The following is a 22,651-nucleotide window of genomic DNA, read 5'->3' as shown; positions in this document are numbered from 1 at the left end:
CCGCCCCCCCGCCGGGGCGCCGGCCCCGCCGCTCTGTGTATGGCCATCGGTGACGTTGGTTGTGTCAAGTCGGTGGATAAGTGGCGGGTGGGCTGGGTAGTGCTGTGGCCGCTGGGGCGGGGAGGGGCTTCGGTGGGCAGGTGTGAGGGACTAGGAGAGGGTGGGTTTCGGTGGGGCAGCCGTTTGAATTGCCGGGGTTCTACCTGCCGTATCCGGCGCGGTTGAATGCGCATTTGGAGAAGGCGCGTGGGCATTCGAAGGAGTGGGCCCGTGGGATGGGGATGCTTGAGGGGTCGGGGATTTGGGGGGAGGGGGATCTGGATGCTCATGATTACGCGTTGCTGTGCGCGTATACGCATCCGGACTGCTCGGCGGATGTGCTGTCGCTGGTGACGGACTGGTATGTGTGGGTGTTCTTTTTCGACGATCACTTTCTGGAGGCGTTCAAGCGGACGCAGGACCGGGTGGGTGGGAAGGCGTATCTGGACCGGCTGCCGTTGTTCATGCCGATGGAGTTGGGGGCGCCGGTGCCGGAGCCGGTCAATCCGGTGGAGGCGGGGCTGGCGGATCTGTGGGCGCGGACGGTGCCTTCGATGTCGGAGGGGTGGCGGGCGCGTTTCCGGGAGAGTACGGAGCATTTGCTCAACGAGTCGCTGTGGGAGTTGTCGAACATCAGCGCGGGGCGGCTGCCGAATCCCGTGGAGTATGTCGAGATGCGGCGGAAGGTGGGAGGTGCGCCCTGGTCGGCCGGGCTGGTGGAGTTCGCGGTGGGGGCGGAGGTGCCGGCTTCGGTTGCCGGGGCGCGTCCGTTGCGGGTGTTGAAGGACGCGTTCTCGGATGCGGTGCATCTGCGGAACGACCTGTTCTCGTACCAGCGGGAGACCGAGGAGGAAGGGGAACTCAGTAATGGGGTGCTGGTGCTGGAGCACTTCCTCGGATGCACGACTCAGGAGGCGGCGGATGCGGTCAATGACCTGATCACCTCGCGGATGCAGCAGTTCGAGCACACGGTGGTGACGGAGCTGCCGGTGCTGTTCGCGGAGCAGGGCCTGAGTCCGCGGGAGTGTGCGGATGTGCTGGCTCATGCCAAGGGGTTGCAGGACTGGCAGTCGGGCGGGCACGCGTGGCACATGCGGTCGAGCCGGTACATGAACGGGGGTGGGGAGGCGGCGGGTTCGGCGCGGGGCTGGTTGCCGTTCGCGTTCGGGGGGCTGGGTACTTCCGGGGTGGATGTGCGGCGGGCGGTGGCGGTCACCGGGGCCAAGCGGGTGCGGAATTTCTCACACGTGCCGTTCCAGAGGGTGGGGCCGTCGCAGTTGCCGGACTTCTCCATGCCGTTCACGACGACGCTGAGTCCGCATCTGGACGGGGCGCGGGTGAACGCGGTGGAGTGGGCGCGGCGGATGGGGATGCTGCGGGCGCAGGAGGGGGTGCCGCTGTCGGACGTCTGGAGTGACGAGAAGGTGGCGGACTACGACTTTCCGTTGTGCGCCGCCGGGCTGCATCCCGAGGCGACGCCGGCGGAACTGGACCTGGGGTCGCAGTGGCTGACCTGGGGCACGTACGGGGACGATTACTACCCGGCGGTGTTCGGGACGGTGCGGGACATCGCCGGGGCGAAAGCGTGCAACGCACGGCTTTCCGCGTTCATGCCCGTGGCGGACGGGGAGGCGATGCCCGAGCCGGGTGATGCGATGGAGCGCGGGCTGGCGGATCTGTGGCGCCGTACGACGGAGCCGATGGATGCCGCGGCGCGCCACGTGTTCCGGGAATCCGTCGAGATGATGACGGCCGGGTGGATCTGGGAGCTGGAGAACCAGGCACTGCACCGCATTCCCGACCCGGTGGACTACATCGAGATGCGGCGGGCGACGTTCGGCTCCGACCTGACGATGAGTCTGAGCCGTATCGGGCACGGGCGGCGGGTTCCGGAGGAGGTCTACCGGAGCGGCCCGCTGCGTTCCCTGGAGAACGCGGCCGCCGATTACGCGACGCTGCTGAACGACGTGTTCTCGTACCAGAAGGAGATCGAGTACGAGGGCGAGGTGCACAACGGGGTTCTGGTCGTGCAGAACTTCTTCGACTGCGACTATCCGACGGCACTCGCGATCGTCCATGACCTCATGACGTCGCGTATGCGGGAGTTCCAGCATGTGGCGGCGCATGAACTGCCGGTACTGTACGACGATTTCGGCCTGCCGGAGGAGGTCCGGTCGCTGCTGGACGGGTATGTGAAGGAGCTGGAGAACTGGATGGCGGGGATTCTCACCTGGCATCAGGGGTGCCGGCGGTACCGGGAAGAGGATCTGGTCCGGCACAAGGGGCGGGGAGCGGTTACCGGGCCGGCGCCGGGACGCAGGTTCGTCGGCCGGCCCAGTGGGGTGGGGACGGCGGCGGCCCGGGTGGTCGCCCCGCGGGCGTGAAGGGTCGCCCCGCCAGCATGAGTGGTCGTCCCGCGGGCATGAAGGGTCGCCCGGCGGGCATGAGTGGTCGCCCCGCGAGCATGAGTGGTCGGCCCTCGGACATGACTGATGGCCCCTCCCGTCAGGCCGGGAGGGGCCGGTTCAGGTCAGGAGTGCGGCAGCTGCTGGGCCGCGGTCAGGGTCGGTGGGAGTCGTCGCTCGTGTTCGCGCGCAGGCGGCGGCGCGTCGCCTGCGCGGTCAGCGGGCGTTCTCGGTGATCAGGGAGCGGACGAGGCGGCAGGTCGTGTTGGAGGGCGGGTGCACTCCGATCCGGGCCGCGGTGGTGCGGATGGTGCGGTTGCGGGCCCGCTCCGGGGTGTAGACACCGCCGTCGAGCAGGGCTATCGCCAGGCGCATGGCCTTCAGACGGCGGTTGTGGTCCTCGTACCACTCGCGCGGGAGACCGGCGGGCAGCGGCTTCTTGACCATCGGCGTGTGGCGGACCACCCGGCGCGCGGCGGTCTTCCGGTACGCGGACTGCGCGGTCCGGGTGGACTTGGCGGCCGTCGTGGCCTTGGTGGCCGTCGTGGACTTGGCGGTCGTCGCGGCCGTGTCGGTCGTCGTGGTCTGCTTCGGGATCGCGGTGTTCGTGGACGGTGTGGCTACGGCCATCGGCAACCTCCTGGGACAGCGGACAAGCAGTCCTGGACTGCCTGGACTGCTTCCTTTCTGCTGCCAATTTTAGTGCCGACCACTGACAAAGCCGCCTGGTCAGGGAGTGCTTGGGAGGGGCGGGGAGGGGGTGGGGGCGGGGGCCTGGGAGGCCTTCGGGGCCGGGCTCTGCCCGGTGTCCGGGCCGGCGGTCGGCAGAGCGATCCCGTTGCTGGAACAGCGCACCGTCCAGGGCCGCTCCCCGCTCGCCGGCTCATACATCCGGACGTCCACCTCAGTGGCGGGGCGGCCGCCGGGGATGGCGGCGTGCGCGGCGGTGCACGCGATCTGGTGGACCGCCGCCGCCTCCATCCGGGCCACCGGAAGGGGGAGGTGGACGCTGACCGCGCCGGTCGAGGCGACGGCGGTGAGCCGGCCGGGCATCGGCGGCACCACACTGACCAGCCCACGCGCCTGTTCAGCGGCGGTAGGGCCCTTCACCAGCAGGTCCAGCGCTTCCTGGGGGCCGACCGGGCCGTCGGCCGGCCGGGCGGCGGCGTGTACGCCGAGGGGGGAGAGGAAGAAGATCCGGGCGGTGTAGGTGTCGGTGCCCGGCTGCCGGATGCCTTGGGCGGGGGCGCCTGCCTGCACGTAACCGGTGGGGGCGATGCCGCAGCCGGTGAGGAGGAGGGCCACGGTGAGAAGGGCTGTGGTCAGGAGGGTTGTGGTGAAGAAGGCGGTGCCGAGGCGAGGAAGGTGGGGAAGGTACGGGGGCGTGGCCGGCGCCGGTCGGGTCGGGCTCCTCATGGGCGGTCCTCGGGGGCGGGAGCGGGAGCGGGAGCGGGCGCGGGGGCCGGGGCAGGTGCGGGTTCCGGTGGGGGGTCCAGCGGCAGGTCCACCGTGAAGACCGCTCCCCCGCCCGGAGCGTTGGCCACGCGCAGGGTGCCCCCGTGCAGCCGGACGTTCTCCGTCGCGATGGCCAGGCCCAGTCCGCTGCCGCTGGAGCGGGCACGGGCGGCGTCGGCCTTGTAGAAGCGGTCGAAGACGTGCGGGAGGGCTTCCGGGTCGATGCCGGGGCCGTGGTCGGCCACGTCGATACGGAGCCGTCCCGTCGTCGCGTACGCCGTCAGCCGTACGGGGGAGCCGCCGTGCCGCAGTGCGTTGCCGACCAGGTTGGCCACGACCACGTCGATACGGCGCGGGTCGAGGCGGGACCGCAGGCCCTCGGGGAGGCGGGTCTCGACCTGGTCCTGCCAGCCGCGCAGCTGGAGCGTCTTGCGCAGGGCGACGGCGACGTCGATCTCGTCGAGGAGCAGGTCGGCGGCGCCCGCGTCGAACCGCGAGACCTCGATCAGGTCCTCCACCATGCGGGTGAGTTTGGTGGTCTCGTCGCTGATCAGCCGTACGGCGTCGGCGGTGTCCGGGTCCAGCCGGGCCGCGTCCTCGTCGAGGACCTCGGTGACGGCGGCCATGGCGGCCAGTGGGGTGCGCAGTTCGTGGGAGACGTCGGCGGCGAACCGCCGGGCGTTGGCCTCCATGCGGCGCAGTTCGGCGTCGTCCTTCTCCAGGGCGCGGGCCATTTCGTTGAAGGTGACGGTGAGGTCGGCGAGTTCGTCGCGGCCGGTCACCGGGGAGCGGGTGTCCAGTTCGCCGGAGGTGATGCGTTCGGCGGCCTCGCGCAGGCGGCGTACGGGCAGCAGGACGCGGCGCGCGGCGAACAGCGCGGGGACGACGGCCAGCGCGAGCGCGGGCAGGGCGCCTGCCTGGGCGGCGGTGACCAGGGCGGAGATGTCGGCCTGCTCGTCGTCCAGGGCGAACTCCGCGTAGACGACGAGGCCGGAGGGCTTGCCGTTGCGGGCGCCCGGGCCGGGGGCGGCTGACGGCGTTCCGGCGGCGGAGGCTTCCCCGTGCGGTGCCCTGGGGGTCTCGTCGGTGAAGTCCACCGGCACGCCGATCGCCAGCCACGGCACCCCGCCCCGGTCGACGCGCTGGAAGATGGGCGCGTGGTGCTCCCGTACGGCGGCACGCAGGCCGTCGCTGACCGCGCTCCCGGGCGCGCGCCCCGGCGCACGGCCGCCCGCACCCCCCGCACCACCGCCATCCGCGCCCCCCGCCCCCCACGGCCCCGGCGCCACCGGCCCGTCCCCGTACTGCGCGTAGGTGTGCCAGTTGCGGGAGCCGCCGGCCCGGTCGAGCTGGACGACGAGGTTCTGCAGGTCCGCGCGTTGCGGCGGGAAGGGCAGGTCGGGGCCGAGGGACTGCATCTGGGCGCGCAGGTCGTGCACGGCGGTGTTCTGGGTGCGGGCCAGTATGGCCGTACGGGCCTGCCGGAAGGTGAGCGCGGCGGTGATCAGCGCACTGAGCGCGGAGACGACGAGGAAGCCGACGACGAGGCGGGTGCGCAGCCCGCGCAGCCTGGTGTACGCGGCGGTCAGCCACTCGCGGCCCCGTGTCGGCGCGGCCGCCGGCCGGCGGGGCGACGGGGTGCTCACAGCGGCCCGAACCGGTAGCCGAACCCCCGTACCGTCTGGACGTACACAGGCGCGCGCGAATCGTCCTCGATCTTGGAGCGCAGCCGCATCACGCACGCGTCCACCAGCCGTACGTCCCCGTAGAAGCTGTGTTCCCAGACCTGTTCGAGGAGCTGCTGGCGGCTGAAGACCTGTCCGGGGGAGTCGGAGAGGAAGAGGAGCAGCTTGAGTTCGGAGGGGGCGAGGACGAGTTCGTGGCCGTTCTTGGCGACCAGGAGGGCAGCACGGTCGATGGTCAGCGCGCCGTACGCCGTGGAGGAGGAGCGGGGCGATGGAGCGGCAGCCACGGGTTCCGCCTGCCGCGCTCCGTCACCGCGCCCCTCCCCCACCACCCTCCGCAGTACCGCCCGCATCCGCGCCTGGAGCACCTCGCCGCCGGCGGGTTTGACCACGTAATCGTCGGCGCCGGCCTCCAGCCCCACCACCATGTCGATGTCGTCGCCGCGCGCGGACAGGATGATGATCGGGATCTGCTGCGTCTCGCGGATGCGGCGGCACACCTCCAGTCCGCTCATGCCGGGCAGCATCAGGTCGAGCAGCACCAGCTCCGGCCGGAAACGTTCCAGCGCGAGCAGTCCGGTCTCGCCGCTGGCGGCCGTCTCGACCTCGTGTCCGCGGCGGCGCAGCGCGAGATGGACGCCCTTGCGTACGGCGGGATCGTCCTCGATGAGCAGCACACGGGTCATGGGGCGGTGGTCTCCGAAGGGGGGCCGGGCGGACGCTCGTCGAAAGCGTACGGCGGGGACGGGGGCTGACCATGGTGCGCGCCGTTCGTGACGTCGTGTCTCGCATGGTGTGAGGAATTGATGACGGTCCCGCGAGAACGGCGCGGCACGCCGTCCAGAGCCTCCGTACGCCACCTGAAGCCGCCACAGGCCTCCGAAGACCACCGCCCGACGGCCGCCCCGGCCCGGCCCGGCCCCCGCCCCCTACCCCTCCACCAGCTCCCCCCTCAGCCGCTTCTTGTCCGGCTTGCCGACGGAGGTGAGCGGGATGGCGTCCACCTGGTGCACGCCGCTCGGCGCGTACATCTTGCCCTTGTGCGCCACCACGAAGTCGGTGATCGCGCCGGGGTCGATCGTGCGTCCCGGTGCGGGGACGACGGCGCAGTGCACCTCTTCCACCGCGTCGGCGGTGCTCACGCCGAAGACCGCGCAGTGCGCGATGTCCGGGTGGGTGTGCAGCAGGTCCTCCAGTTCGCCCGGGTAGACGTGCCCGCCGACCACAATGATCATGTCCTTGACCCGGTCCATCAGGTAGAGGTAGCCGGCCTCGTCCAGGTAGCCGACGTCGCCGGTGCGTACCCAGCCGTCCCGGATGACCTGCGCGGTCAGTTCGGGCTTCTTCCAGTAGCCGGTCATCATGCCTTCGGAGCGGACGTACACCTCGCCGCTGGTGTCGGGCGGGAGGCGGTGGCCGTCCTCGTCGCGGATCTCGATGTCCACGCCGGGTACGGGCCGGCCGACGGTGATCTGGCCGCCCTGCCCGGTCCGGTCGTGTTCCTCGGGACTCGTCTCGGTGAGCAGCAGGGCCTCGGACTGCCCGTACCAGCCGTAGAGGACCGGGCCGAGGACGTCGAGGCCCTGCCGGAGCCGGGAGGGGGAGGCCGGGCAGCCGCCGTAGGTGATGCGGGTGAGGCTGCTGAGGTCGGTGGTGGGCAGGTCGGGGTGGTCGAGCAGTTGGTAGAGGAGGGGCGGCAGCAGCCACATGTGGGTGATGCGTTCGCGGGCGACGGCGGCCAGCACCGCGCCGGGGTCGAACCCGTCCTGGAGGACGACGCTGCCGCCGCCGGCCAGCGTCATGTCGGCCAGCTGTCCGGCCAGGTGGGCGAGCGAGGTGCAGGCGAGCAGGCGGGCCGGGTCGCCCGCGGAGGCGAAGGAGTAGTCCACGGCTTTGGCGTACGGGAGGTGGGCCATCCGGATGCCCTTGGGGACGCCGGTCGTGCCGCCCGTGTAGCGGATGCACCAGTCGTCCTCGGGGCGGGCCGCGCTCTCGACCGTACGGCCCGAGGGGCGGGCGGCGGCCGCGGCGGACAGGTCCTCGGCGTCCAGGACGCCGTCGGCGCCGGGGGCGAGCAGCAGGACGTCCGGCGCGGCGCCGTCGAGGTGGGAGAGCAGTCCGGCGGCGGGTCCGGCCGACTCCGGGCCGACGAGGAGCAGGGCGGTCTCGGCGCTCTCCACGACGCGCGCCTGGGTTTCCGGGGCCTGTCCCTCGTACAGCAGGACGATCCTGGCGCCGAGCAGGTTGACGGCGTACCGGGCGGACAGGGCTTCCGGCCGGTTGCCGGACAGCATCGCGACGGTGTGGCCGCGCCCGATGCCGCGGTCGGCGAGTTCCGCCGCCGTGCGGTGCACGGTGTCGTGGAATGCGGCGGCGGTGATGTCCCGCCCCTCGGACGTGGTCAGTACCCGGCGTTCCGGGTGGTCCGCCAATTCCTGCAGGATGTTTTCGACGTAACTCGTGAACGCTGTCATGAGCTGCGCCTCCTTGTCGTACGGCGCACCGGGGCGCGGCGCGGAATGCGGCGCGGAGTGCGTACGGATGGGGAGCGCGAAGGGCGCGGTCACGACGTTAGGCGGGAACTTCCATACCTTCCAAGACCAATTCCGGCATGTAGCGATACCCGGTGAGGCATAAGGCGGAGAGTTCGGCCCGGCGCGGCAATTGATTGGGCGTCACCCCGTCTCCGCCATGCCCCCGAACGACGCCTCCGCCGCCGCCAGCACCTCCGTCACCCGCAGTCCGAACCGTGCGTCGCAGGGGTGCCGCTCGCCGCCGTGTACGGCGGTGAGCAGCGCGTCCACCGCCCGCGCGTACGCCACTTCCGGCCCGTCCTGGCGGCGCGGCAGCGAGGTGGTGCCCGAGGTGCCGTACAGCGTGACGGACACCCCGGAGGCGGCGCGCGGCGCGGTCAGGCTGACGGTCGCCGAACTCGCCGCGCCACCCGCGTGGCGCAGCGTGAGCAGCACGGTGTCGCCGGGTCCGCGGGCGGCCGTGACGTGCTCGGCGTCCCCGAGGACGGGCAGCAGGAGGGACAGCGCGTGCGGGCCGACGTCCCACAGGGCGCCCTTCTCACGGCGCCAGGGAGAGGCCGCGTACGGGCTGTCGCTGTCGGCGGCGAAGACCGAGCCGAGCCAGTCGGCGTGCGCGGTGAACCAGCCGCCGGCCGCGGCCGCCTTGTCGACCCACTCCCCCTCGGCGGCTCCGAAGCGCGCGGTGAAGAACACGACGGAGGCCACGCCCGCCCGGTCGGCGGCGTCGGCCACCGCGCGCGCTTCGGTGACGGTGGTGGCGACGGGCTTGTCCAGGAGGAGGTGGCGGCCGGCTTCGGCGGCCCGTACGGCGAGGTCCGCCTGGACGGACGGCGGGAGCGCGACGGCGAGGGCGTCGGTGTCGGCGAACAGCTCCTCGGGGGACGCGTACGGGCGGGTGCCGTGGCTCGCGGCCAGCGCCGCGGCGGCCTCCGGGCGCCGCCCCCAGACGCCCGTGAGGGAGACGCCGGGGTGGGCGGCGAGGGCGGGGGCGTGGACGCGCTGTGCCCAGGGGCCGGTGCCGAGGAGTCCGATGCGCAGAGTCGTCGTCATGACCGCCAGTGTGCCCCGCGCCCGCGCGCGCGTCGTGCCGCGTTCCGTACCGGCTCGCAAGGTCCGGCCGGGTCCGTTCTGCGTGCGGAAGTTCTCCCGGGGCCGGGGCGTCCGGATTTCGCGGGGGGTCTCGTGCTGTTGCCGGGGCACTTCGGGACAGATGACGTAGCACAGGGCTATCCGTGAGAATTCGCCGAATCTTTCGTTGTCCGGCTCCGGGGACCGCAGTACAAGAAGAGAACTCCTTCGAGGAGGACTCCCACAGTGCACCGCGAGACCCGAGAGGCCCGGTGACCCGCAATGCCGATCGAGTTCCACACCGCTGTCTCGAACGAGCCGGAGGAACAGCACGTCGTCTTCACCGCTGAGGAGTTGGCCGTCCAGGCACCGTCCGAGGGGCCGCAGGGCGACGCGGCCCGGGCGACCGCCGACGGCCTGGAGAACGTACGGGGTTACAACCGCCCCGAGGGCACCCCCGAGCAGCTCTGGCAGCCGCCGACCGCGGCGCTGCCGGACATCGGCGAGGCGTCCTTCGGCCCGCCGCCGGTCGCCGCCGAGACCGTGCACGGCCCGGACGACCGGGTGCAGATCACCGACACGTCCGTGTACCCGTGGCGGGTGCACTGCTCGCTGCTGATCACCGCGGCGGACAACTCCCGCTGGATCGGTACGGGCTGGTTCATCGGCCCGCACACCCTGGCCACCGCCGGGCACGTCGTCTACATCAAGAACAGCGGCGTCGCCGGGCGCGACGGCTGGGTCAAGAGCATCAACGTGATGCCGGGCCGCAACGGCAACACCCTGCCGTACGGCGTCGTCACCAGCACCAGCTTCCGTACGGTCAACGGCTGGGCCAACAACGGCGACGAGAACTACGATTACGGCGCGATCATCCTGCCCAACAACCTGGGCAACACCACCGGCTGGTTCGGCTTCGGCGTGTGGTCCGACGCCGACCTGCTCAAGACCGTCGGCAACATCTCCGGGTACCCGGGCGACAAGCCGGCCGGTACGCAGTGGTACGACGCGCGCGGCGTCGCCTCCGTCGGGCCGCGCAAGGTGTACTACGACATCGACACGGCGGGCGGCCAGAGCGGCAGCTCCGTCTACCACTTCTACAACGGCGGCCGGTACGGCATCGCGATCCACGCGTACGGCGGCGCGGTCACCAACTCCGGCACGCGGATCACCACGCCGGTGTACAACAACTACGTGGCGTGGAAGGCGTGACCGGACAGCGGTAGCAGGGCAGCCGCAGACAGCACGGAATCCGCAGGAAACGAGCAGGAGACGAAAGGTCCCGGCATGGCGGCGATCTCCGGAGTCGTGGTGGACGCGGACGGCCGGCCCGTCCCGGACGCCCGGGTGTATCTCGCCGCGGGCCCCGGCTCCTTCCCGGACGTGGCCGCGCTCACCGACGGCGAGGGGCGCTTCACCCTCTCCGCCGGCGCCGACGGCGGCTACACCGTCGAGTGCCGCTCGGAGCGGGGCGGCACGTCGCAGGCCGCCGGGGCCGCGGTCACGGTACGGGGCGGGTCGGCCGACCCGGTCGAGATCCGCCTCGGCTGACCCCGCCTCCGGCACCGGCCCGGCAGGCGCGGGCCGCGGCCAGGGATGATGGAGGGCATGAGAGCGCCCTCCGCCTACGCACCCTGGCTCACTCCGCTGTACGTCGGCGCCGTCCAGCTCGGCGCGTACGCCACCGCGCGGCTGCCCGCGCAGGAGCGCGCCGAGCTGCTGCGCACGCACTCCACCAACGTCGACAACCTGCGGGCGGGCCGCTGGCGGACGCTGGCGACCAGCGCGGTGTTCGTCGAGAGCCCGCTGCCCGTCCCGTACGGGCTGGCGCTGCTCGCAGCGCTCGGTACGGCCGAGGCGGCGTGGGGCACCCGGCGGGCCGCCGCGATGTTCGCCGCCGGGCACATCGGCGCCAGCGTGCTGGTGTACGGCGGGCTGCGGGCGGCCCGCGCACTGTCCCACAAGGCGGTCACGCCCGACACCGAACGGGCCGTGGACGTGGGCGCGAGTTACGGCTTCTACGCCACGGTGGGCGCGCTCGCCGTCTCCGTACCGCACCGCGGCGCACGGGCCGCGGCGACGGCGGGGATGCTGGCGCTGGGCGTGGCCCCGGTCCTGCGCCGGGGGCGGGACTTCACGGACGCGGGCCACCTGGCGGCGCTGCTGCTGGGCATGGGCGCGGGCGCCGCGTTCAAGGCCCGCCGCCGTACGGCCACGGACGCCGCGCCGCGGACGCGCCGCCGTACGCCCGCCTCCCTCAGCCGCCGTACGCCGGTCCGGCCGCGCCGTCCGTTCCGCGCCGGTCAGCAGGCCGCGTGAAGGACAGATCAACGGCCGTCTGGTTGAATGGGGGCATGGCCAGCCTCACCGACACCGCGACAGGTCGCAGCGACCTTGAGCCCTTCTGGCCGTCCCGGCAGGGACATCACTTCGACCGTCTGTGTTGCCGCGCGCACTGAGCGCGGGCCCGCACACGCCTCTCCGACGCCTCCCGAGCGTCTCCAGCCCTGCCCGCGCGCACGACGTCCACCGACGCCCCTCTGCGCGAAAGAGCTGACGATCATGACGAACGTCCGTACCCTGCCTGCCCCTTCCGCCACCGCGACGGCCGGTGCCGCCCCCTCCCCCGTCCCCGCCGTGCCCGGCCGGCAGCGACAGCGCCTGCGCGCCGTGGCGCCCGACGAGCTGCCGCCGGTCGCCGAGCTGCTGACCTCCGGCGCGACCTGGCTGCCCGCGCCGCAGCACAGCCTGCCCGCGCTTCCGGGGCAGCCGGCGATGGTCGGCTACCTCGTGCTCGTCCCGGCGGAGCAGGTGCCGGCCGCCGCCGCGCCGCACCTGGCACCCGGGGAGCCGGACGCCGCCGCCCCGGCCACGACCGGTGACGCGACCGTCCGCATCGACCCCGAGCAGCGGACCGTGCACGTCCACGGCCGGGCACTGGACCTGACGTACCTGGAGTTCGAACTGCTCGCCCACCTCGTGGCGCACCCGCACCGGGTGCACACCCGCGACCAGCTGGTGACCACGGTGTGGGGGTACGGGCACGTCGGCGACGGCCGTACCGTCGATGTGCATGTCGCCCGGCTGCGCCGCAAGTTGGGCGCGGATCTGCGGTCCTCGATCGTGACCGTACGGCGCGTCGGCTACAAGTACGTACCGAGCGTCTGACCGGCCCGGCCGGCCCGGTCAGGAGGTACGCGCTCTCCATGCCGCCGGGCCGGTTCCCTGACGGTGCCGGTGACGGCCGCGCGGGCCAGTTCCGCCAGCGCGCGCCGGTCGCCGGTGCCCGGCCGCGGCAGCAGCGGCGGGTGCACGGTGACGCGGACCGTCAGGCCGCGCGCGCCGACCACCCGCCGTACGGAGGACAGGAATTCCTCGTCGCCCAGGAAGCCCGCGACCGTGCTGGGCAGCCCGTGCTGCTCGTACGCGAGCGTCACCGGCCGTACGGGGGCGCCCGCGTCCAGCGCCGCCTGGAAAGTGGCCCGCCGGAAGGCGCCGTACGCCACCGAGCACCAGGTGGTGGCCTGCGGGAACGCGGCCACCGACCGCCCGGAGCGCAGCAGCTCCGCCAAGGAGGCGACCGTGGCGGGGAGTTGACGCGGGCTGGCGCGGTCGATGAAGCGGGTTCCGGCGCGGCGGGCGAGGGTGCCGACCAGCGGCCAGTCGCCGATCTCGCGCTTGGCGAGCAGGGTGACCGGCTCGACGGCGAGCAGGGCGGGGACGTCCAGCCAGGAGATGTGGTTGGCGACGACGAGGGTGCCGGGGCGGGGCGCGGCCGGATCATGGACCGCGGAACCGGGCGGGCGCCCGGCCGGGACCGTGAACCCCGTCGCGTCCGCCGCCGACGCCACGACGAGCCGTACGCCGATCGCGCCGAGCACCGCGCGCGCGTGCGCCCGCAGCCGCGCCGGTTCGGCCGTCCGCTCGCCGTCCCGCAGCGCCCGGCCCGCGGCGTGCGCGAAGGCGGCGCAGCGGCGGGCCGCCTCCGTGAACGGGACGCGTGGCACGGCGTGGGCGGCGCACCGCGTGGTGCACTCGGACCGTACGTCCCAGGAGGTACTCACGCCCGGCTCCCGGACGGCGTGCCCTGCCGCTCCGCGGCGTCCCGTCCGTCCGGCCGCTCCCCCAGGAAGAACCGGCGGTACCGGTCGCCGAGCCGCTCCATGTCGAGCACCACGAAGAAGTCGGCCACATCGAACTCCGGGTCGTGCGCGGGCGGCCCGCACACCCACGCGCCGATCCGCAGGTAGCCGCGGAGCAGCGGCGGCAGCAGCGACACGTGCGGCCGGGCGTCCGGCCCCGGCCCTTCGGGGCGCCACGGCCGGTGCGGGGTGACACGCAGTCCGGGCGGCGCGGCGTACCGGGTGCGGCCCAGCTCCCAGGCGGCGGCCGCGGCCACGCCCCCGTCCCCCAGCGGCACGGAGGCGCAGCCCGCCAGGTAGCGGTGGCCGGAGAGCAGGGTGTAGCGGGCGAGCGCGGCCCACATCAGGTTGATGACGGCGCCGCCGCGGTGGCCGGGGTGGACGCAGGACCGTCCGGCCTCGATGAGCGAGGGGCGCAGCGCGGCCAGTGCCGACAGGTCGAACTCGCCGTCGGAGTAGAGGCGGTCGCCGCGGCCGGGCGGCACCAGCCGGTAGGTGCCGACCACGTCGCCGGTCGCGGTCTCGGTGACGATCAGGTGGTCCGCGAGGTCGTCGACGGGGTCGACGTCGTGGCCGGCCAGCGGGGAGCGCAGGGTGGCGCCCAGCTCCTCGCCGAAGACCTGGTGGCGCAGGCGCTGGGCGGCGCGTATCAGGCCGGGGGTGGCGGCGATCGAGGTCTCGTACGCGGCTGGCGGGGTAGCGGCGGGCACGGTCGCGGGGACGCTCATGGGGCTCTCCGTCCGGGGAATTCGAGACGTGGTGAGGCCGGCAGGGGTCGCGGGAACGGGAGGGGGTGCGGTGGGAGAAGAGGAGCGGGGCCGGACCGCCGGGTCCGGCAGCGTGCGCCACCCGCCGGGCCACGGCTGCCCGCGCGGTGGTGCCAGCTACACCCCCTTAGGGGGGTGATACCCAGTGACCTGGTCTTCTCCACCCGGCAGACTGTTCCCGTGCCCGACGTCCGGGCGCGTGAAGTACAGGGAGCGTACGGATGAGGGTCCGCCGAACACTGGTCGCCACGGCACGGGGGCTCGGCCTCGCCGTGGTCTCACTGGCGGGCTCGGTCCTGCTCATCTCCCTCACTCTCGTCTCGCTCGCCCTGCTCCCGGTCGGTGTCGGCTGGCTGACCCTCCCGCTCGTCGTGCGGCTGACCCGGTGGTACGCCGACCAGCGGCGGGCATGGGCGCGGGACTGGGCGGACCTGCGGGTGCCCGCCGCGTACCGCCCGCTGCCGGACCGGCAGCCCGGCCTGCCCGGCGTGGTGCAGCGGTGCCAGCACGTGCTGCGCGCCCCGGCCACCTGGCGGGAGCTGCTCTGGCTGCCGGTGGACATGACGGCCGGGTTCTTCAGCGCACTGCTGCCGGCCGTGGTGATCCTGTTCGGCGTCGAGGGCTTCGTCTTCCCGGTGCTGATCTGGAACGGCGCGGACCTCAGCGACCAGATGTACGGGTTCCTGTCCACCACGGACCCGCTGCAGGTGGCCCTGATGCCGGTGCTGGGCGCGGCGGCGCTCGCCGCCTCCCGCTTCAACCCGAGGCTGCTGTCGCTGCACTTCCGGCTCGCCGCGGTGTTCCTCACGCCGCCCAAGGCCGAACTGGCCGCCCGGGTGGCACGGCTCACCGAGACCCGGCACGACGCGGTGGACGCCTCGGCGGCCGAGCTGCGCCGCATCGAGCGGGACCTGCACGACGGCGCGCAGGCCCGGCTGGTGGCGATGGGCATGGACCTGGGCACGATCGAGGCGCTGATCGAACGGGATCCGGCCCAGGCCAAGGAGCTGGTCGCCCGCGCCCGTACGTCCTCGGCAGAGGCCTTGTCCGAACTGCGCGACCTGGTGCGCGGCATCCACCCGCCGGTGCTGGCCGAACGCGGCCTGGACGACGCGGTACGGGCGCTGGCCCTGCGGATGCCGCTGCCGGTGGAGGTGACGGGGCGGCTGGCGGGCCGTCTGGAGGCGCCGGTGGAGTCGGCCGCGTACTTCTCGGTGAGTGAGCTGCTCACCAACACCGCGAAGCACGCGGACGCCACGCGGGCGTGGGTGGACCTGGAGTACGCCGGCGGGCGGCTGCGGGTCACCGTCGGGGACGACGGGCGTGGCGGCGTGGTCCTGCCGCCCGCGGGCGGCACGGGGGTGCCCGCGGGCGGCACGGGGGCACCGGCGCGCGGTGCGGGGCTGCCCGCGCAGGCCGGTACGCTCTCCGGCCTGCGCGGGCTCGAACGGCGACTCGGTACATTCGACGGCATATTGGCCGTCAGCAGCCCGGCGGGCGGCCCCACCCTGGTCACGCTGGAGATCCCGTGCGCGTTGTGCTCGCCGAAGACCTCTTCCTCCTGAGAGACGGTCTGATACGGATGCTGGAGGCGTTCGGCTTCGAGATCGCCGCCGCCGTGGACAACGGGCCCGACCTGGCGCGGGCGCTGGCCGAGCAGGAGCCGGACGTCGCGGTCGTCGACGTACGGCTGCCGCCCTCCTTCACCGACGAGGGCCTGCAGTGCGCGCTGGCCGCCCGCCGTGCCCGGCCCGGCCTGCCGGTGCTGGTCCTGTCCCAGCACGTGGAGCAGCTGTACGCGCGTGAGCTGCTGGCCGACGGCACCGGCGGCGTGGGGTACCTGCTCAAGGACCGGGTCTTCGACGCCGAGCAGTTCATCGACGCGGTACGGCGGGTGGCGGCCGGCGGTACGGCCATGGACCCGCAGGTGATCTCCCAGCTGCTGTCCCGGCGCTCGCGGGACCGGCCGCTGGCCCGGCTGACGCCGCGCGAGACGGAGGTGCTGGAGCTGATGGCCGAGGGGCGTTCCAACACGGCCATCGCGGCCAAGCTGGTCGTCACCGAGCGCGCGGTCGCCAAGCACACCTCGAACATCTTCGGGAAGCTGCACCTGCCGGTGTCCGACGACGACAACCGCCGGGTCCTGGCGGTACTGGCCTACCTGGACCGCGGCTGACCCCGCCCGGCCCACCAGGCTCTCGTAGCACACCTGGTGGGACCGCTGGAAGCTCATCCGGCCACCGCGTACGCTGACGATCCGTACGCAGACCCGTACGGAACGCGAGCGAGGAGTTCACCGGATGAGTGCCGCAGCAGACAAGGAGTGGCTCTACGCCCTCGACATCTCCGACGCCACCTGGCAGCGCGCCCCGGGCGAGTCCGAGGAGGCGGTGGAGATCGCCTTCCTGGAGCAGGGCGCGGTGGCCATGCGCAACTCCAAGGAGCCGGACGTGGTGCTGCGGTACACCGAGGCGGAGTGGCGGGCGTTCGTCCTGGGCGCGCGGGACGGCGAGTTCGACCTGGACGTCACGCACCGCCCGGAGTAGCGGGCGCGGCGCGGGCGGCGGTACGGCGGCGGCGCACGGTTCCGGTGCCGTACCGCGGCCCGCGGGACACGGGCCGCCGCCCTTCCGGGGGCGCGGGGTCAGGTGACCATCCCAGGATTCACTCGTTTCACCGAAGGTGGAGCAGCAGCAGGCAACAGCACCCCGTCCGGACAGCCGCCGCCCCGGCGCCGGTGACGTCCCGGCCGCCTTCGTCGGCGTCGAGCAGGCCGAGGCGGCCCTCGTCGAGCACTATCCGCGGCTGACGCGCCTCGCCTATCTGGTCCTGCCGCCCTCGCTGGGGCGCAACCGGCGCGTCCTGACGGCGCATTCGGTCGTCCAGCGCGCCCTGCCGCGCAAGGACACTCCCGCGCGGCCGGTCGCCCTGCCGCCCCAGCGCCGCTCCGGCCACCCGGCCTCCGACCCCGCCGGTCCCGGTTACGCGCTGGTACGCCTGCGGGTGCTGCGCGCGGCCCTGGCGGCCGAACAGCCGCGGGTACGAGTGCCGTTGCTGCGCCGCGAGGTGCCCGTGCCCCCGCTGCCGCCGCTGCTGCCGCAGGTCTGGGGCCTGCGGCTGTTCCCCCGCTCCGGGGACGTGGACGAACTCACGCTGGCCCGGGCGCTGTCGGCGCTGTCCGCCCCGGCCCGCGCGGCGTACGTGCTGCGCGCGCTGGAGGGGCTGGGCGACGCGGACGTACGGGCGGTCCTGGAGGCGGCCGGGGCCGAGGACGTGCCGGGCGCGCTCGCCGCCGCGGCCGGTACGGCACCGGCGGCGGGCGGCCGGGACCGGGCGCTGCTGGAGTCCCCCGAGTTCGACCCCTGCTCCCTCCAGGTCCGGCCCACCGACCTGCTGCGGCGCCGCCGGTACGCGCGCACGGCGCTGGCGGCGGGGGCGGCGGTGCTGGTGTGCGGTGCGCTGCTGAGCCTGCCGGGCGGCGGTCGGGGCCCCGATGGCGCCGCGGCTCCCCCGTACGCCGAGAACGCGGCAGCGCAGGCCGCCCTGGACCCCGCCAAGGTGACGCGGGCCGCCGCCGGTGCGTGGCGCAACGCGACGCGGCGGGGTCTGTCGGCGTGGCCCGCCCGTGGAGACCGTACGGACGACCGGGCGCTGCTGCGGCGCGCGCTGGCCGTATGGGCCAGGCCCGGCCCGGACGTACAGGTCTCGGCGACCCCGGGCACCGCGAAGGGCCCCGCGGCCGGTCCGCCCCAGCTGCTCTACGCGGGCGTGGCGGACCGGGCCGCGGTGGTGCTCCTGTACGACGGGCTGCGCGTGGTGCGCTACGCGGAACCGGCGGACGGCCCCGACGGGCAGGGCGGCGCGGCACTGGACTTCGCCCGCACGGACGGCGCGGACGACACCTCCGCCACGGCCCTGGTGCTCAGCCGCGCGGACAGCAACGTCCGCTACCTCACCGCCCCGTGGACCGAGCACGCCGCGCTGACCGACCTGCGCAAGCCCACCGGCGCGGCCCAGCCTCTCCCTCTCGGCGAGGACGGCACCACCGGCCCCGTACCGTCCCCGGCGCAGGCCACCTCCTGCACGTCCTGGCAGGCCCTGCGGCTGGACGGCCGCCTCTTCACCGACCTCGGCGAACTGCTCCCGGCCCGGCTGACGTCGGGCGCTCCGGACCGCCCCGGCGAGCCGGACGGACCGCAGGCCCGTACGGTCTGGGCGCGTACGGCGTGCCACCTGGGCGGGCTGCGCGGCCAGGGCGTCCGCACGGTCAACTCCTGGGAGTTCGCGCGGCAGCAGCTGCCCGCCGGGGGCGGGACCGCGGCGTGGGTGTGCACGCGCGCCGAGACCTGGCGGGGCGCCGGCAGCCGTGCCTTCGCGCAGGTCCAGACGCCGCCCGCGGGCGGCCGGCCGTACGCGCCGGGCGCGGTGGTGGCCCGTTCCACGGGCGGCCCCGGGTGCGGTCCGCGCGAGCCGTGGGCGCTGGCCGGGGTGCTGTGGAAGACGTCCGGCGGGCAGTGGTGGCTGGTGGCCGCGGGCAGCGCGCAGCTCACGGAGATCAGTGCGGGCGGCGGGCTCACGGGCCGCGCGGCCGGCTCCCAGCTGGCCGTACCGGCCACGGCGGGCGCCCGGGCGGAGCTGTCGGGGCGGCTGCGGAGCGGTGGGCGGGTGACGGGGCTGCGGTAGCACCGGGACGGGAGGGGCCGCGGAAAATCCCGGCCCCAAGCCTGTTGCCGATCCCGTACCCGCCAGTACATTGACGCCATGTCTAATACGGCCTCGTCGCGGCCCCGGCCGGCCGCGTCCGAGCACACCCCGCTGAAGGCCCGCAACGTCGCCTTCGACTGGGCGGACACGCCCCTGCACTGGATCCCCGGCGACCCGGACAGCACCCACACCATCAACGTGCTGCACCTGCTGCTGCCCGCCGGCGAACGCTGGTTCGTGCACGTCTACCAGCAGGTGCTGCCGCAGATCCGGGACGCGCGGCTGCGGGCGGACGTGCTCGGGTTCATCGGCCAGGAGGCGATGCACTCCCAGGCGCACGACGGCGTACTGCCGCACCTCAAGCGGCTCGGCCTGGACCCCACCCCGTACACCGCGCAGGTCGACTGGCTCTTCGAGAAGCTGCTCGGGGACCGTCCCCCACTGCTCAAGGGGTGGGCGGTGCCCCCACTGCCGCCGGGGCGGGCGCGCCAGTGGTGGCTGATGGAGCGCGTGGCGATCATCGCCGCGATCGAGCACTACACGGCGTTCCTCGGGGACTGGGTGCTCAACGCGGCGGCGCTGGACGCCAGGGGTGCCGATCCGACGATGCTGGACCTGCTGCGCTGGCACGGTGCCGAGGAGGTCGAGCACCGCTCGGTCGCCTTCGACCTGTTCCTGCACCTGGACGGCGGGTACCGGCGGCGGGTGCGGACCTGGGCCACCGCCTTCGCCGCGCTCGTCTTCCTCTGGCAGCGTGGCACCCGCTTCTTCATGGCCAACGATCCGTCGCTCACGGACGGCCGGGCCAGCTTCCGGGAGTTCGCGCGCGGCGGGCGCCAGGGCGTCCTGCCGACCGTCGCCGACATGGCCCGGTCCGTCCCGCAGTACCTGAGCCCGTCCTACCACCCGTCGCGGTACGGCAGCACCGAGCAGGCCGCCGCCTACCTGGCCGGCTCCCCCGCCGCGACCGCCGCCGAGGCCCGTCCGCAGCCCACGGCCGCGCGGCCCGGCACACCGACGACCCGCCCGACAGGAGCCGCCTGAGATGCCGTCCCTCCCCCGGATACGTACGGTCCTGGCCGCCGCCGGTGCCGCGCTGGTCGTCCAGCGGGCTCTGCGCCGGTGCGTCGGCCGGTCCCCGCTGTGGCCGCTGCCCGCGCTCGAACAGCCCGTCTCCGGCCGGGGCCGGGGCCGCTCCGGTCCCCTGCGGCTCCTGGTCGTGGAGCGCGCCGAGGAGGCCGAGGGTGTCGTACGGCTGCGTCTGGAGGGCGACGGCCTGCCGGCCTGGGAGCCGGGGGCCCACCTCGACGTGGTGCTGCCCTCGGGGGCCGTACGCCCGTACTCGCTGTGCGGCAGCCCGGCCGACACCGGCTCGTACACGATTGCCACGCGGCTGATCGCGGACGGCCGGGGCGGCTCGCGCGAGGTGCACGAGCAGCTGCACGAGGGAACGGTGGTGGAGGTGCGCGGGCCGCGCAACCGCTTCCGGCTGGAGGAGTGCCACGCCTACCTGTTCATCGCGGGCGGCATCGGCATCACACCGATCCTGCCGATGCTGCGGCAGGCCGAGTCCGAGGGCGTGCCCTGGCGGCTGGTGTACGGCGGGCGGTCGCGCGCGTCGATGCCGTTCCTGGAGGAGATCGAGAAGCTGGCGGGGGCCGCGTCGGACCGGGTGACGGTGGTCGCCGAGGACGAGGACGGGCTGCCCGACCTGGCGGGCGCGCTCGCCGGCGCTCCGCCGCACGCCGCGGTCTACTGCTGCGGCCCGGACCCGCTGATGGACGCCGTGGCGGGGCTGCTGCCGCAGGGGGCGCGCGGGCTGACCCTGCACACGGAGCGGTTCGCGCCCGCCGCGGCGCGGTCCCCGGGCGAGGACGCCGAGTTCGCGGTGGAGCTGCGGCGTACGGGCCGTACGGTCACCGTCCCGGCGGACGGCAGCGCCCTGCGCGCCCTCCGCGAACAGGCGCTGCCGGATCTCCCGTACTCCTGCGAGCAGGGCTTCTGCGGCACCTGCCGGCAGCGGGTGCTCGACGGTGAGGTGGACCACCGCGACGAGCTGCTCACGGACGCCGAGCGGGACGACTCGATGCTGATCTGCGTCTCGCGGGCCCGGGGGGAGCGTCTGGTGCTCGATCTCTGAGGGATCTGAGGGAGGGGCGGGCGCCGGTGCGGTGTCCGGCCTCGCCGTCGAGGGCCCGCTGTCCGCCTCCCGGCCGCTCGATTCCGCGGCGCGCCCCGGCTCGTTAGGGTGTGCGCATGACCAACGGGGCGCGCCGCAGGATGGGTGTCGAGGAACGACGTGAGCAGCTGATCGCGGTGGCGCTCGGCCTGTTCAGCCACCGGGCTCCGGAGGAGGTCTCGATCGACGAGATCGCCGAGGCGGCCGGCATCTCCCGGCCGCTGGTCTACCACTACTTCCCGGGCAAGCAGAGCCTGTACGAGGCGGCGCTGCGCCGGGCGGCCGACGAGCTGGCCGCCCGTTTCGTCGAGCCGCACGAGGGTCCGCTCGGTGCCCGTCTGCTCCGCGTGATGGAACGGTTCTTCGACTTCGTCGAGGAACACGGTCCCGGCTTCTCGGCGCTGATGCGCGGCGGCCCGTCCGTCGGCGCCATGGCGGGGGTCGGATCGGGCCGTACGAGCGCGATGATCGACGGCGTGCGCCAGGCCGCGTACGAGCAGATCCTCTCCCACCTCGGCGTGCGGGATCCGATGCCGCGCATGGAGCTGGTGGTCCGCTCCTGGATCTCGCTCGCCGAGACCACCGCGCTGATCTGGCTCGACAGCCGCGCCGTCCCGCGCGGCGAACTGGAACGCCAGCTGGTGCACGACTTCGCGGCGCTGGCGGCGGTGAGCGCCGCGTACGACGCGGAGATGGCCGGCGTCCTGGGCCGTGTGCTGGCCGACGAGCCGTCCGACGGGCCGTTCGGTGACCTGCTCACCCGGCTGCTGGCGCTGGCGCCGCAGCCGGGGTGAGACGGACGAGCCCGTTCCGGTACCGCTGCGGCACAATCCGCGCATGGACATGATCAGCTTCCGCCTCGCTGCGGACACCGAAGCCGATGTGGCCGCCCTCGTCGCGCTGTACGACGGCGCCGCCCGCTGGATGCAGGGCCGCGGCATCAGCCAGTGGACGCCCGGCGAGCGGGACGCCGAGCACTTCCGGCTGCGGATCAAGCAGGACGAGGTCTGGTTCGCCGAGGTGGGCGGGGAGATCGCGGGCGCCTGGGAGCTGTGGTGGGAGGACCTGCCCGCCTGGGGGCCGCAGCCGCCCGTGGCGGGGTACCTGCACCGTCTGATGGTGGACCGCGACCGGGCCCCGGCGGGTACCGGCCGCGCGATGCTGGCCCGGGCCGAGCGGCGGATCGCCGAGGCGGGCCGTCCACTGAGCCGGCTCGACTGCAAGTCGAGCAATCCGCGGCTTCAGCCGTACTACGAGAGTGCGGGCTACCGGGTCGTCGGCGCACAGCGGGCGAAGGAGGGCTCGGACGGGAGCCGGTACACCGTCACGCTGCTGGAGAAGCGGGTGCTCGGACCGGGGGCGTAACCGGGGGCGCACCACGGGCGCGGGGGCGCACACCCGGCGCAGAGCACCGGCGCGCGGAGACGCGCCGCGCAACCGGCACGGGTTGTCCGGCCCTTTGTCCGGCGCCTCCAGGGCTTTCGGACAATTCCCAGGGGGCTCACAGTGGTGTCACCGGGGCCTGAGGGCACGGGATCACGGGGGCCCATGGAGTCCGCTCCGGCGGACGGATGGGGGAACCATGGGAAGGATCCACGGGGGAGACGGGCCCCGGACCGCCACCGGCGGATGGGCCGTCCATGGGCAGGGCGGCCCATGGACGGCCCCGACCA

At 73.9% G+C, this 22,651-nt stretch carries 21 protein-coding genes; 13 read left to right on the top strand and 8 right to left on the bottom strand.

Going from position 1 to position 22,651, the window contains the following annotated elements:
• Positions 1-170: 170 nt before the first annotated feature.
• Positions 171-2,423, top strand: a complete 2,253-nt coding sequence (locus AB0L45_RS32720) for a germacradienol/geosmin synthase (protein ID WP_365846471.1) — start codon at positions 171-173, stop codon at positions 2,421-2,423.
• Positions 2,424-2,660: 237 nt separating this feature from the next.
• Here the strand turns inward: AB0L45_RS32720 and AB0L45_RS32715 are convergent, their stop codons facing one another.
• The 6 genes from AB0L45_RS32715 to AB0L45_RS32690 all read right to left on the bottom strand — a co-directional run bounded on the left by AB0L45_RS32715 (position 2,661) and on the right by AB0L45_RS32690 (position 9,168).
• A complete protein-coding gene (locus AB0L45_RS32715) occupies positions 2,661-2,909 on the bottom strand; it encodes a hypothetical protein (protein ID WP_365846482.1) in 249 nt (82 codons plus the stop codon).
• Between the two features lie 264 nt (positions 2,910-3,173).
• Complete coding sequence (locus AB0L45_RS32710) at positions 3,174-3,860, bottom strand: hypothetical protein (protein ID WP_365846469.1); 687 nt, start codon at positions 3,858-3,860, stop codon at positions 3,174-3,176.
• Positions 3,857-5,488 carry a HAMP domain-containing sensor histidine kinase gene (locus tag AB0L45_RS32705; RefSeq protein ID WP_365846479.1) on the bottom strand — a complete coding sequence of 544 codons (1,632 nt, stop codon included), beginning with the start codon at positions 5,486-5,488 and terminating at the stop codon, positions 3,857-3,859. The genes AB0L45_RS32710 and AB0L45_RS32705 overlap by 4 nt, the downstream gene beginning before the upstream one ends.
• 53 nt (positions 5,489-5,541) lie before the next feature.
• Complete coding sequence (locus tag AB0L45_RS32700; RefSeq protein ID WP_365846467.1) at positions 5,542-6,270, bottom strand: response regulator transcription factor; 729 nt, start codon at positions 6,268-6,270, stop codon at positions 5,542-5,544.
• A 243-nt stretch (positions 6,271-6,513) separates the two neighbouring features.
• Complete coding sequence (locus AB0L45_RS32695; protein ID WP_365846465.1) at positions 6,514-8,058, bottom strand: AMP-binding protein; 1,545 nt, start codon at positions 8,056-8,058, stop codon at positions 6,514-6,516.
• Positions 8,059-8,259: 201 nt separating this feature from the next.
• Positions 8,260-9,168 (bottom strand): Gfo/Idh/MocA family oxidoreductase, encoded by a 909-nt coding sequence (locus AB0L45_RS32690; protein ID WP_365846463.1) that lies wholly within the window; start codon positions 9,166-9,168, stop codon positions 8,260-8,262.
• 300 nt (positions 9,169-9,468) lie between these two features.
• Here AB0L45_RS32690 and AB0L45_RS32685 point away from each other — a divergent pair, with 300 nt between their 5' ends.
• From AB0L45_RS32685 to AB0L45_RS32670, 4 genes are all read left to right on the top strand, one after another.
• A complete protein-coding gene (locus AB0L45_RS32685; protein ID WP_365846461.1) occupies positions 9,469-10,398 on the top strand; it encodes an endopeptidase in 930 nt (309 codons plus the stop codon).
• A 75-nt stretch (positions 10,399-10,473) separates the two neighbouring features.
• Positions 10,474-10,737: a carboxypeptidase-like regulatory domain-containing protein gene (locus tag AB0L45_RS32680; protein ID WP_365846459.1), complete on the top strand. Its 264-nt coding sequence runs from the start codon at positions 10,474-10,476 to the stop codon at positions 10,735-10,737.
• A gap of 57 nt (positions 10,738-10,794) precedes the next feature.
• Positions 10,795-11,505 carry a rhomboid family intramembrane serine protease gene (locus tag AB0L45_RS32675; protein ID WP_365846457.1) on the top strand — a complete coding sequence of 237 codons (711 nt, stop codon included), beginning with the start codon at positions 10,795-10,797 and terminating at the stop codon, positions 11,503-11,505.
• Positions 11,506-11,748: 243 nt separating this feature from the next.
• Positions 11,749-12,354 carry a winged helix-turn-helix domain-containing protein gene (locus AB0L45_RS32670; RefSeq protein ID WP_365846455.1) on the top strand — a complete coding sequence of 202 codons (606 nt, stop codon included), beginning with the start codon at positions 11,749-11,751 and terminating at the stop codon, positions 12,352-12,354.
• On the opposite strand, the gene AB0L45_RS32665 is transcribed toward AB0L45_RS32670, so the two are convergent.
• Both AB0L45_RS32665 and AB0L45_RS32660 read right to left on the bottom strand, forming a co-directional pair.
• A complete protein-coding gene (locus AB0L45_RS32665; RefSeq protein WP_365846453.1) occupies positions 12,330-13,250 on the bottom strand; it encodes a lysophospholipid acyltransferase family protein in 921 nt (306 codons plus the stop codon). The genes AB0L45_RS32670 and AB0L45_RS32665 overlap by 25 nt on opposite strands.
• Positions 13,247-14,056: a GNAT family N-acyltransferase gene (locus AB0L45_RS32660; RefSeq protein ID WP_365846451.1), complete on the bottom strand. Its 810-nt coding sequence runs from the start codon at positions 14,054-14,056 to the stop codon at positions 13,247-13,249. Before AB0L45_RS32660 ends, AB0L45_RS32665 begins: the two co-directional genes overlap by 4 nt.
• 260 nt (positions 14,057-14,316) lie before the next feature.
• Between AB0L45_RS32660 and AB0L45_RS32655 the strand changes: the two genes are divergently transcribed.
• From AB0L45_RS32655 to AB0L45_RS32620, 8 genes are all read left to right on the top strand, one after another.
• The gene (locus AB0L45_RS32655) at positions 14,317-15,660 is read left to right on the top strand and encodes a sensor domain-containing protein (protein ID WP_365846449.1); all 1,344 of its coding nucleotides are present in this window, start codon (positions 14,317-14,319) and stop codon (positions 15,658-15,660) included.
• The gene (locus AB0L45_RS32650) at positions 15,624-16,271 is read left to right on the top strand and encodes a response regulator transcription factor (RefSeq protein WP_365846447.1); all 648 of its coding nucleotides are present in this window, start codon (positions 15,624-15,626) and stop codon (positions 16,269-16,271) included. The genes AB0L45_RS32655 and AB0L45_RS32650 overlap by 37 nt, the downstream gene beginning before the upstream one ends.
• Positions 16,272-16,395: 124 nt before the next feature.
• Complete coding sequence (locus tag AB0L45_RS32645) at positions 16,396-16,641, top strand: DUF397 domain-containing protein (protein WP_365846445.1); 246 nt, start codon at positions 16,396-16,398, stop codon at positions 16,639-16,641.
• A 136-nt stretch (positions 16,642-16,777) separates the two neighbouring features.
• A complete protein-coding gene (locus AB0L45_RS32640; RefSeq protein ID WP_365846443.1) occupies positions 16,778-18,778 on the top strand; it encodes a hypothetical protein in 2,001 nt (666 codons plus the stop codon).
• Positions 18,779-18,856: 78 nt separating this feature from the next.
• Positions 18,857-19,843: a metal-dependent hydrolase gene (locus AB0L45_RS32635; RefSeq protein WP_365846441.1), complete on the top strand. Its 987-nt coding sequence runs from the start codon at positions 18,857-18,859 to the stop codon at positions 19,841-19,843.
• 1 nt (position 19,844) lies between these two features.
• Positions 19,845-20,939: a PDR/VanB family oxidoreductase gene (locus AB0L45_RS32630; protein ID WP_365846439.1), complete on the top strand. Its 1,095-nt coding sequence runs from the start codon at positions 19,845-19,847 to the stop codon at positions 20,937-20,939.
• A 116-nt stretch (positions 20,940-21,055) separates the two neighbouring features.
• Complete coding sequence (locus AB0L45_RS32625) at positions 21,056-21,772, top strand: TetR/AcrR family transcriptional regulator (protein ID WP_365846437.1); 717 nt, start codon at positions 21,056-21,058, stop codon at positions 21,770-21,772.
• Between the two features lie 43 nt (positions 21,773-21,815).
• A complete protein-coding gene (locus AB0L45_RS32620; protein WP_365846435.1) occupies positions 21,816-22,343 on the top strand; it encodes a GNAT family N-acetyltransferase in 528 nt (175 codons plus the stop codon).
• Positions 22,344-22,651 lie beyond the last annotated feature (308 nt).

Origin of the sequence: Streptomyces sp. NPDC052496, assembly GCF_040679095.1 — a bacterium.
Taxonomy (GTDB): Bacteria; Actinomycetota; Actinomycetes; order Streptomycetales; family Streptomycetaceae; genus Streptomyces.
The sequence above is the reverse complement of the archived record's forward strand: the minus strand, read 5'-3'. Positions and strand labels throughout refer to the sequence as shown.

Coding starts and splice junctions, on each gene's coding strand:
- AB0L45_RS32645 (WP_365846445.1), top strand. CDS start 16,396: ATGAGTGCCGCAGCAGACAAGGAGTGGCTCTACGCCCTCGACATCTCC.
- AB0L45_RS32655 (WP_365846449.1), top strand. CDS start 14,317: ATGAGGGTCCGCCGAACACTGGTCGCCACGGCACGGGGGCTCGGCCTC.
- AB0L45_RS32660 (WP_365846451.1), bottom strand. CDS start 14,056: ATGAGCGTCCCCGCGACCGTGCCCGCCGCTACCCCGCCAGCCGCGTAC.
- AB0L45_RS32695 (WP_365846465.1), bottom strand. CDS start 8,058: ATGACAGCGTTCACGAGTTACGTCGAAAACATCCTGCAGGAATTGGCG.
- AB0L45_RS32685 (WP_365846461.1), top strand. CDS start 9,469: ATGCCGATCGAGTTCCACACCGCTGTCTCGAACGAGCCGGAGGAACAG.
- AB0L45_RS32690 (WP_365846463.1), bottom strand. CDS start 9,168: ATGACGACGACTCTGCGCATCGGACTCCTCGGCACCGGCCCCTGGGCA.
- AB0L45_RS32670 (WP_365846455.1), top strand. CDS start 11,749: ATGACGAACGTCCGTACCCTGCCTGCCCCTTCCGCCACCGCGACGGCC.
- AB0L45_RS32675 (WP_365846457.1), top strand. CDS start 10,795: ATGAGAGCGCCCTCCGCCTACGCACCCTGGCTCACTCCGCTGTACGTC.
- AB0L45_RS32620 (WP_365846435.1), top strand. CDS start 21,816: ATGGACATGATCAGCTTCCGCCTCGCTGCGGACACCGAAGCCGATGTG.
- AB0L45_RS32710 (WP_365846469.1), bottom strand. CDS start 3,860: ATGAGGAGCCCGACCCGACCGGCGCCGGCCACGCCCCCGTACCTTCCC.
- AB0L45_RS32625 (WP_365846437.1), top strand. CDS start 21,056: ATGACCAACGGGGCGCGCCGCAGGATGGGTGTCGAGGAACGACGTGAG.
- AB0L45_RS32700 (WP_365846467.1), bottom strand. CDS start 6,270: ATGACCCGTGTGCTGCTCATCGAGGACGATCCCGCCGTACGCAAGGGC.
- AB0L45_RS32630 (WP_365846439.1), top strand. CDS start 19,845: ATGCCGTCCCTCCCCCGGATACGTACGGTCCTGGCCGCCGCCGGTGCC.
- AB0L45_RS32680 (WP_365846459.1), top strand. CDS start 10,474: ATGGCGGCGATCTCCGGAGTCGTGGTGGACGCGGACGGCCGGCCCGTC.
- AB0L45_RS32635 (WP_365846441.1), top strand. CDS start 18,857: ATGTCTAATACGGCCTCGTCGCGGCCCCGGCCGGCCGCGTCCGAGCAC.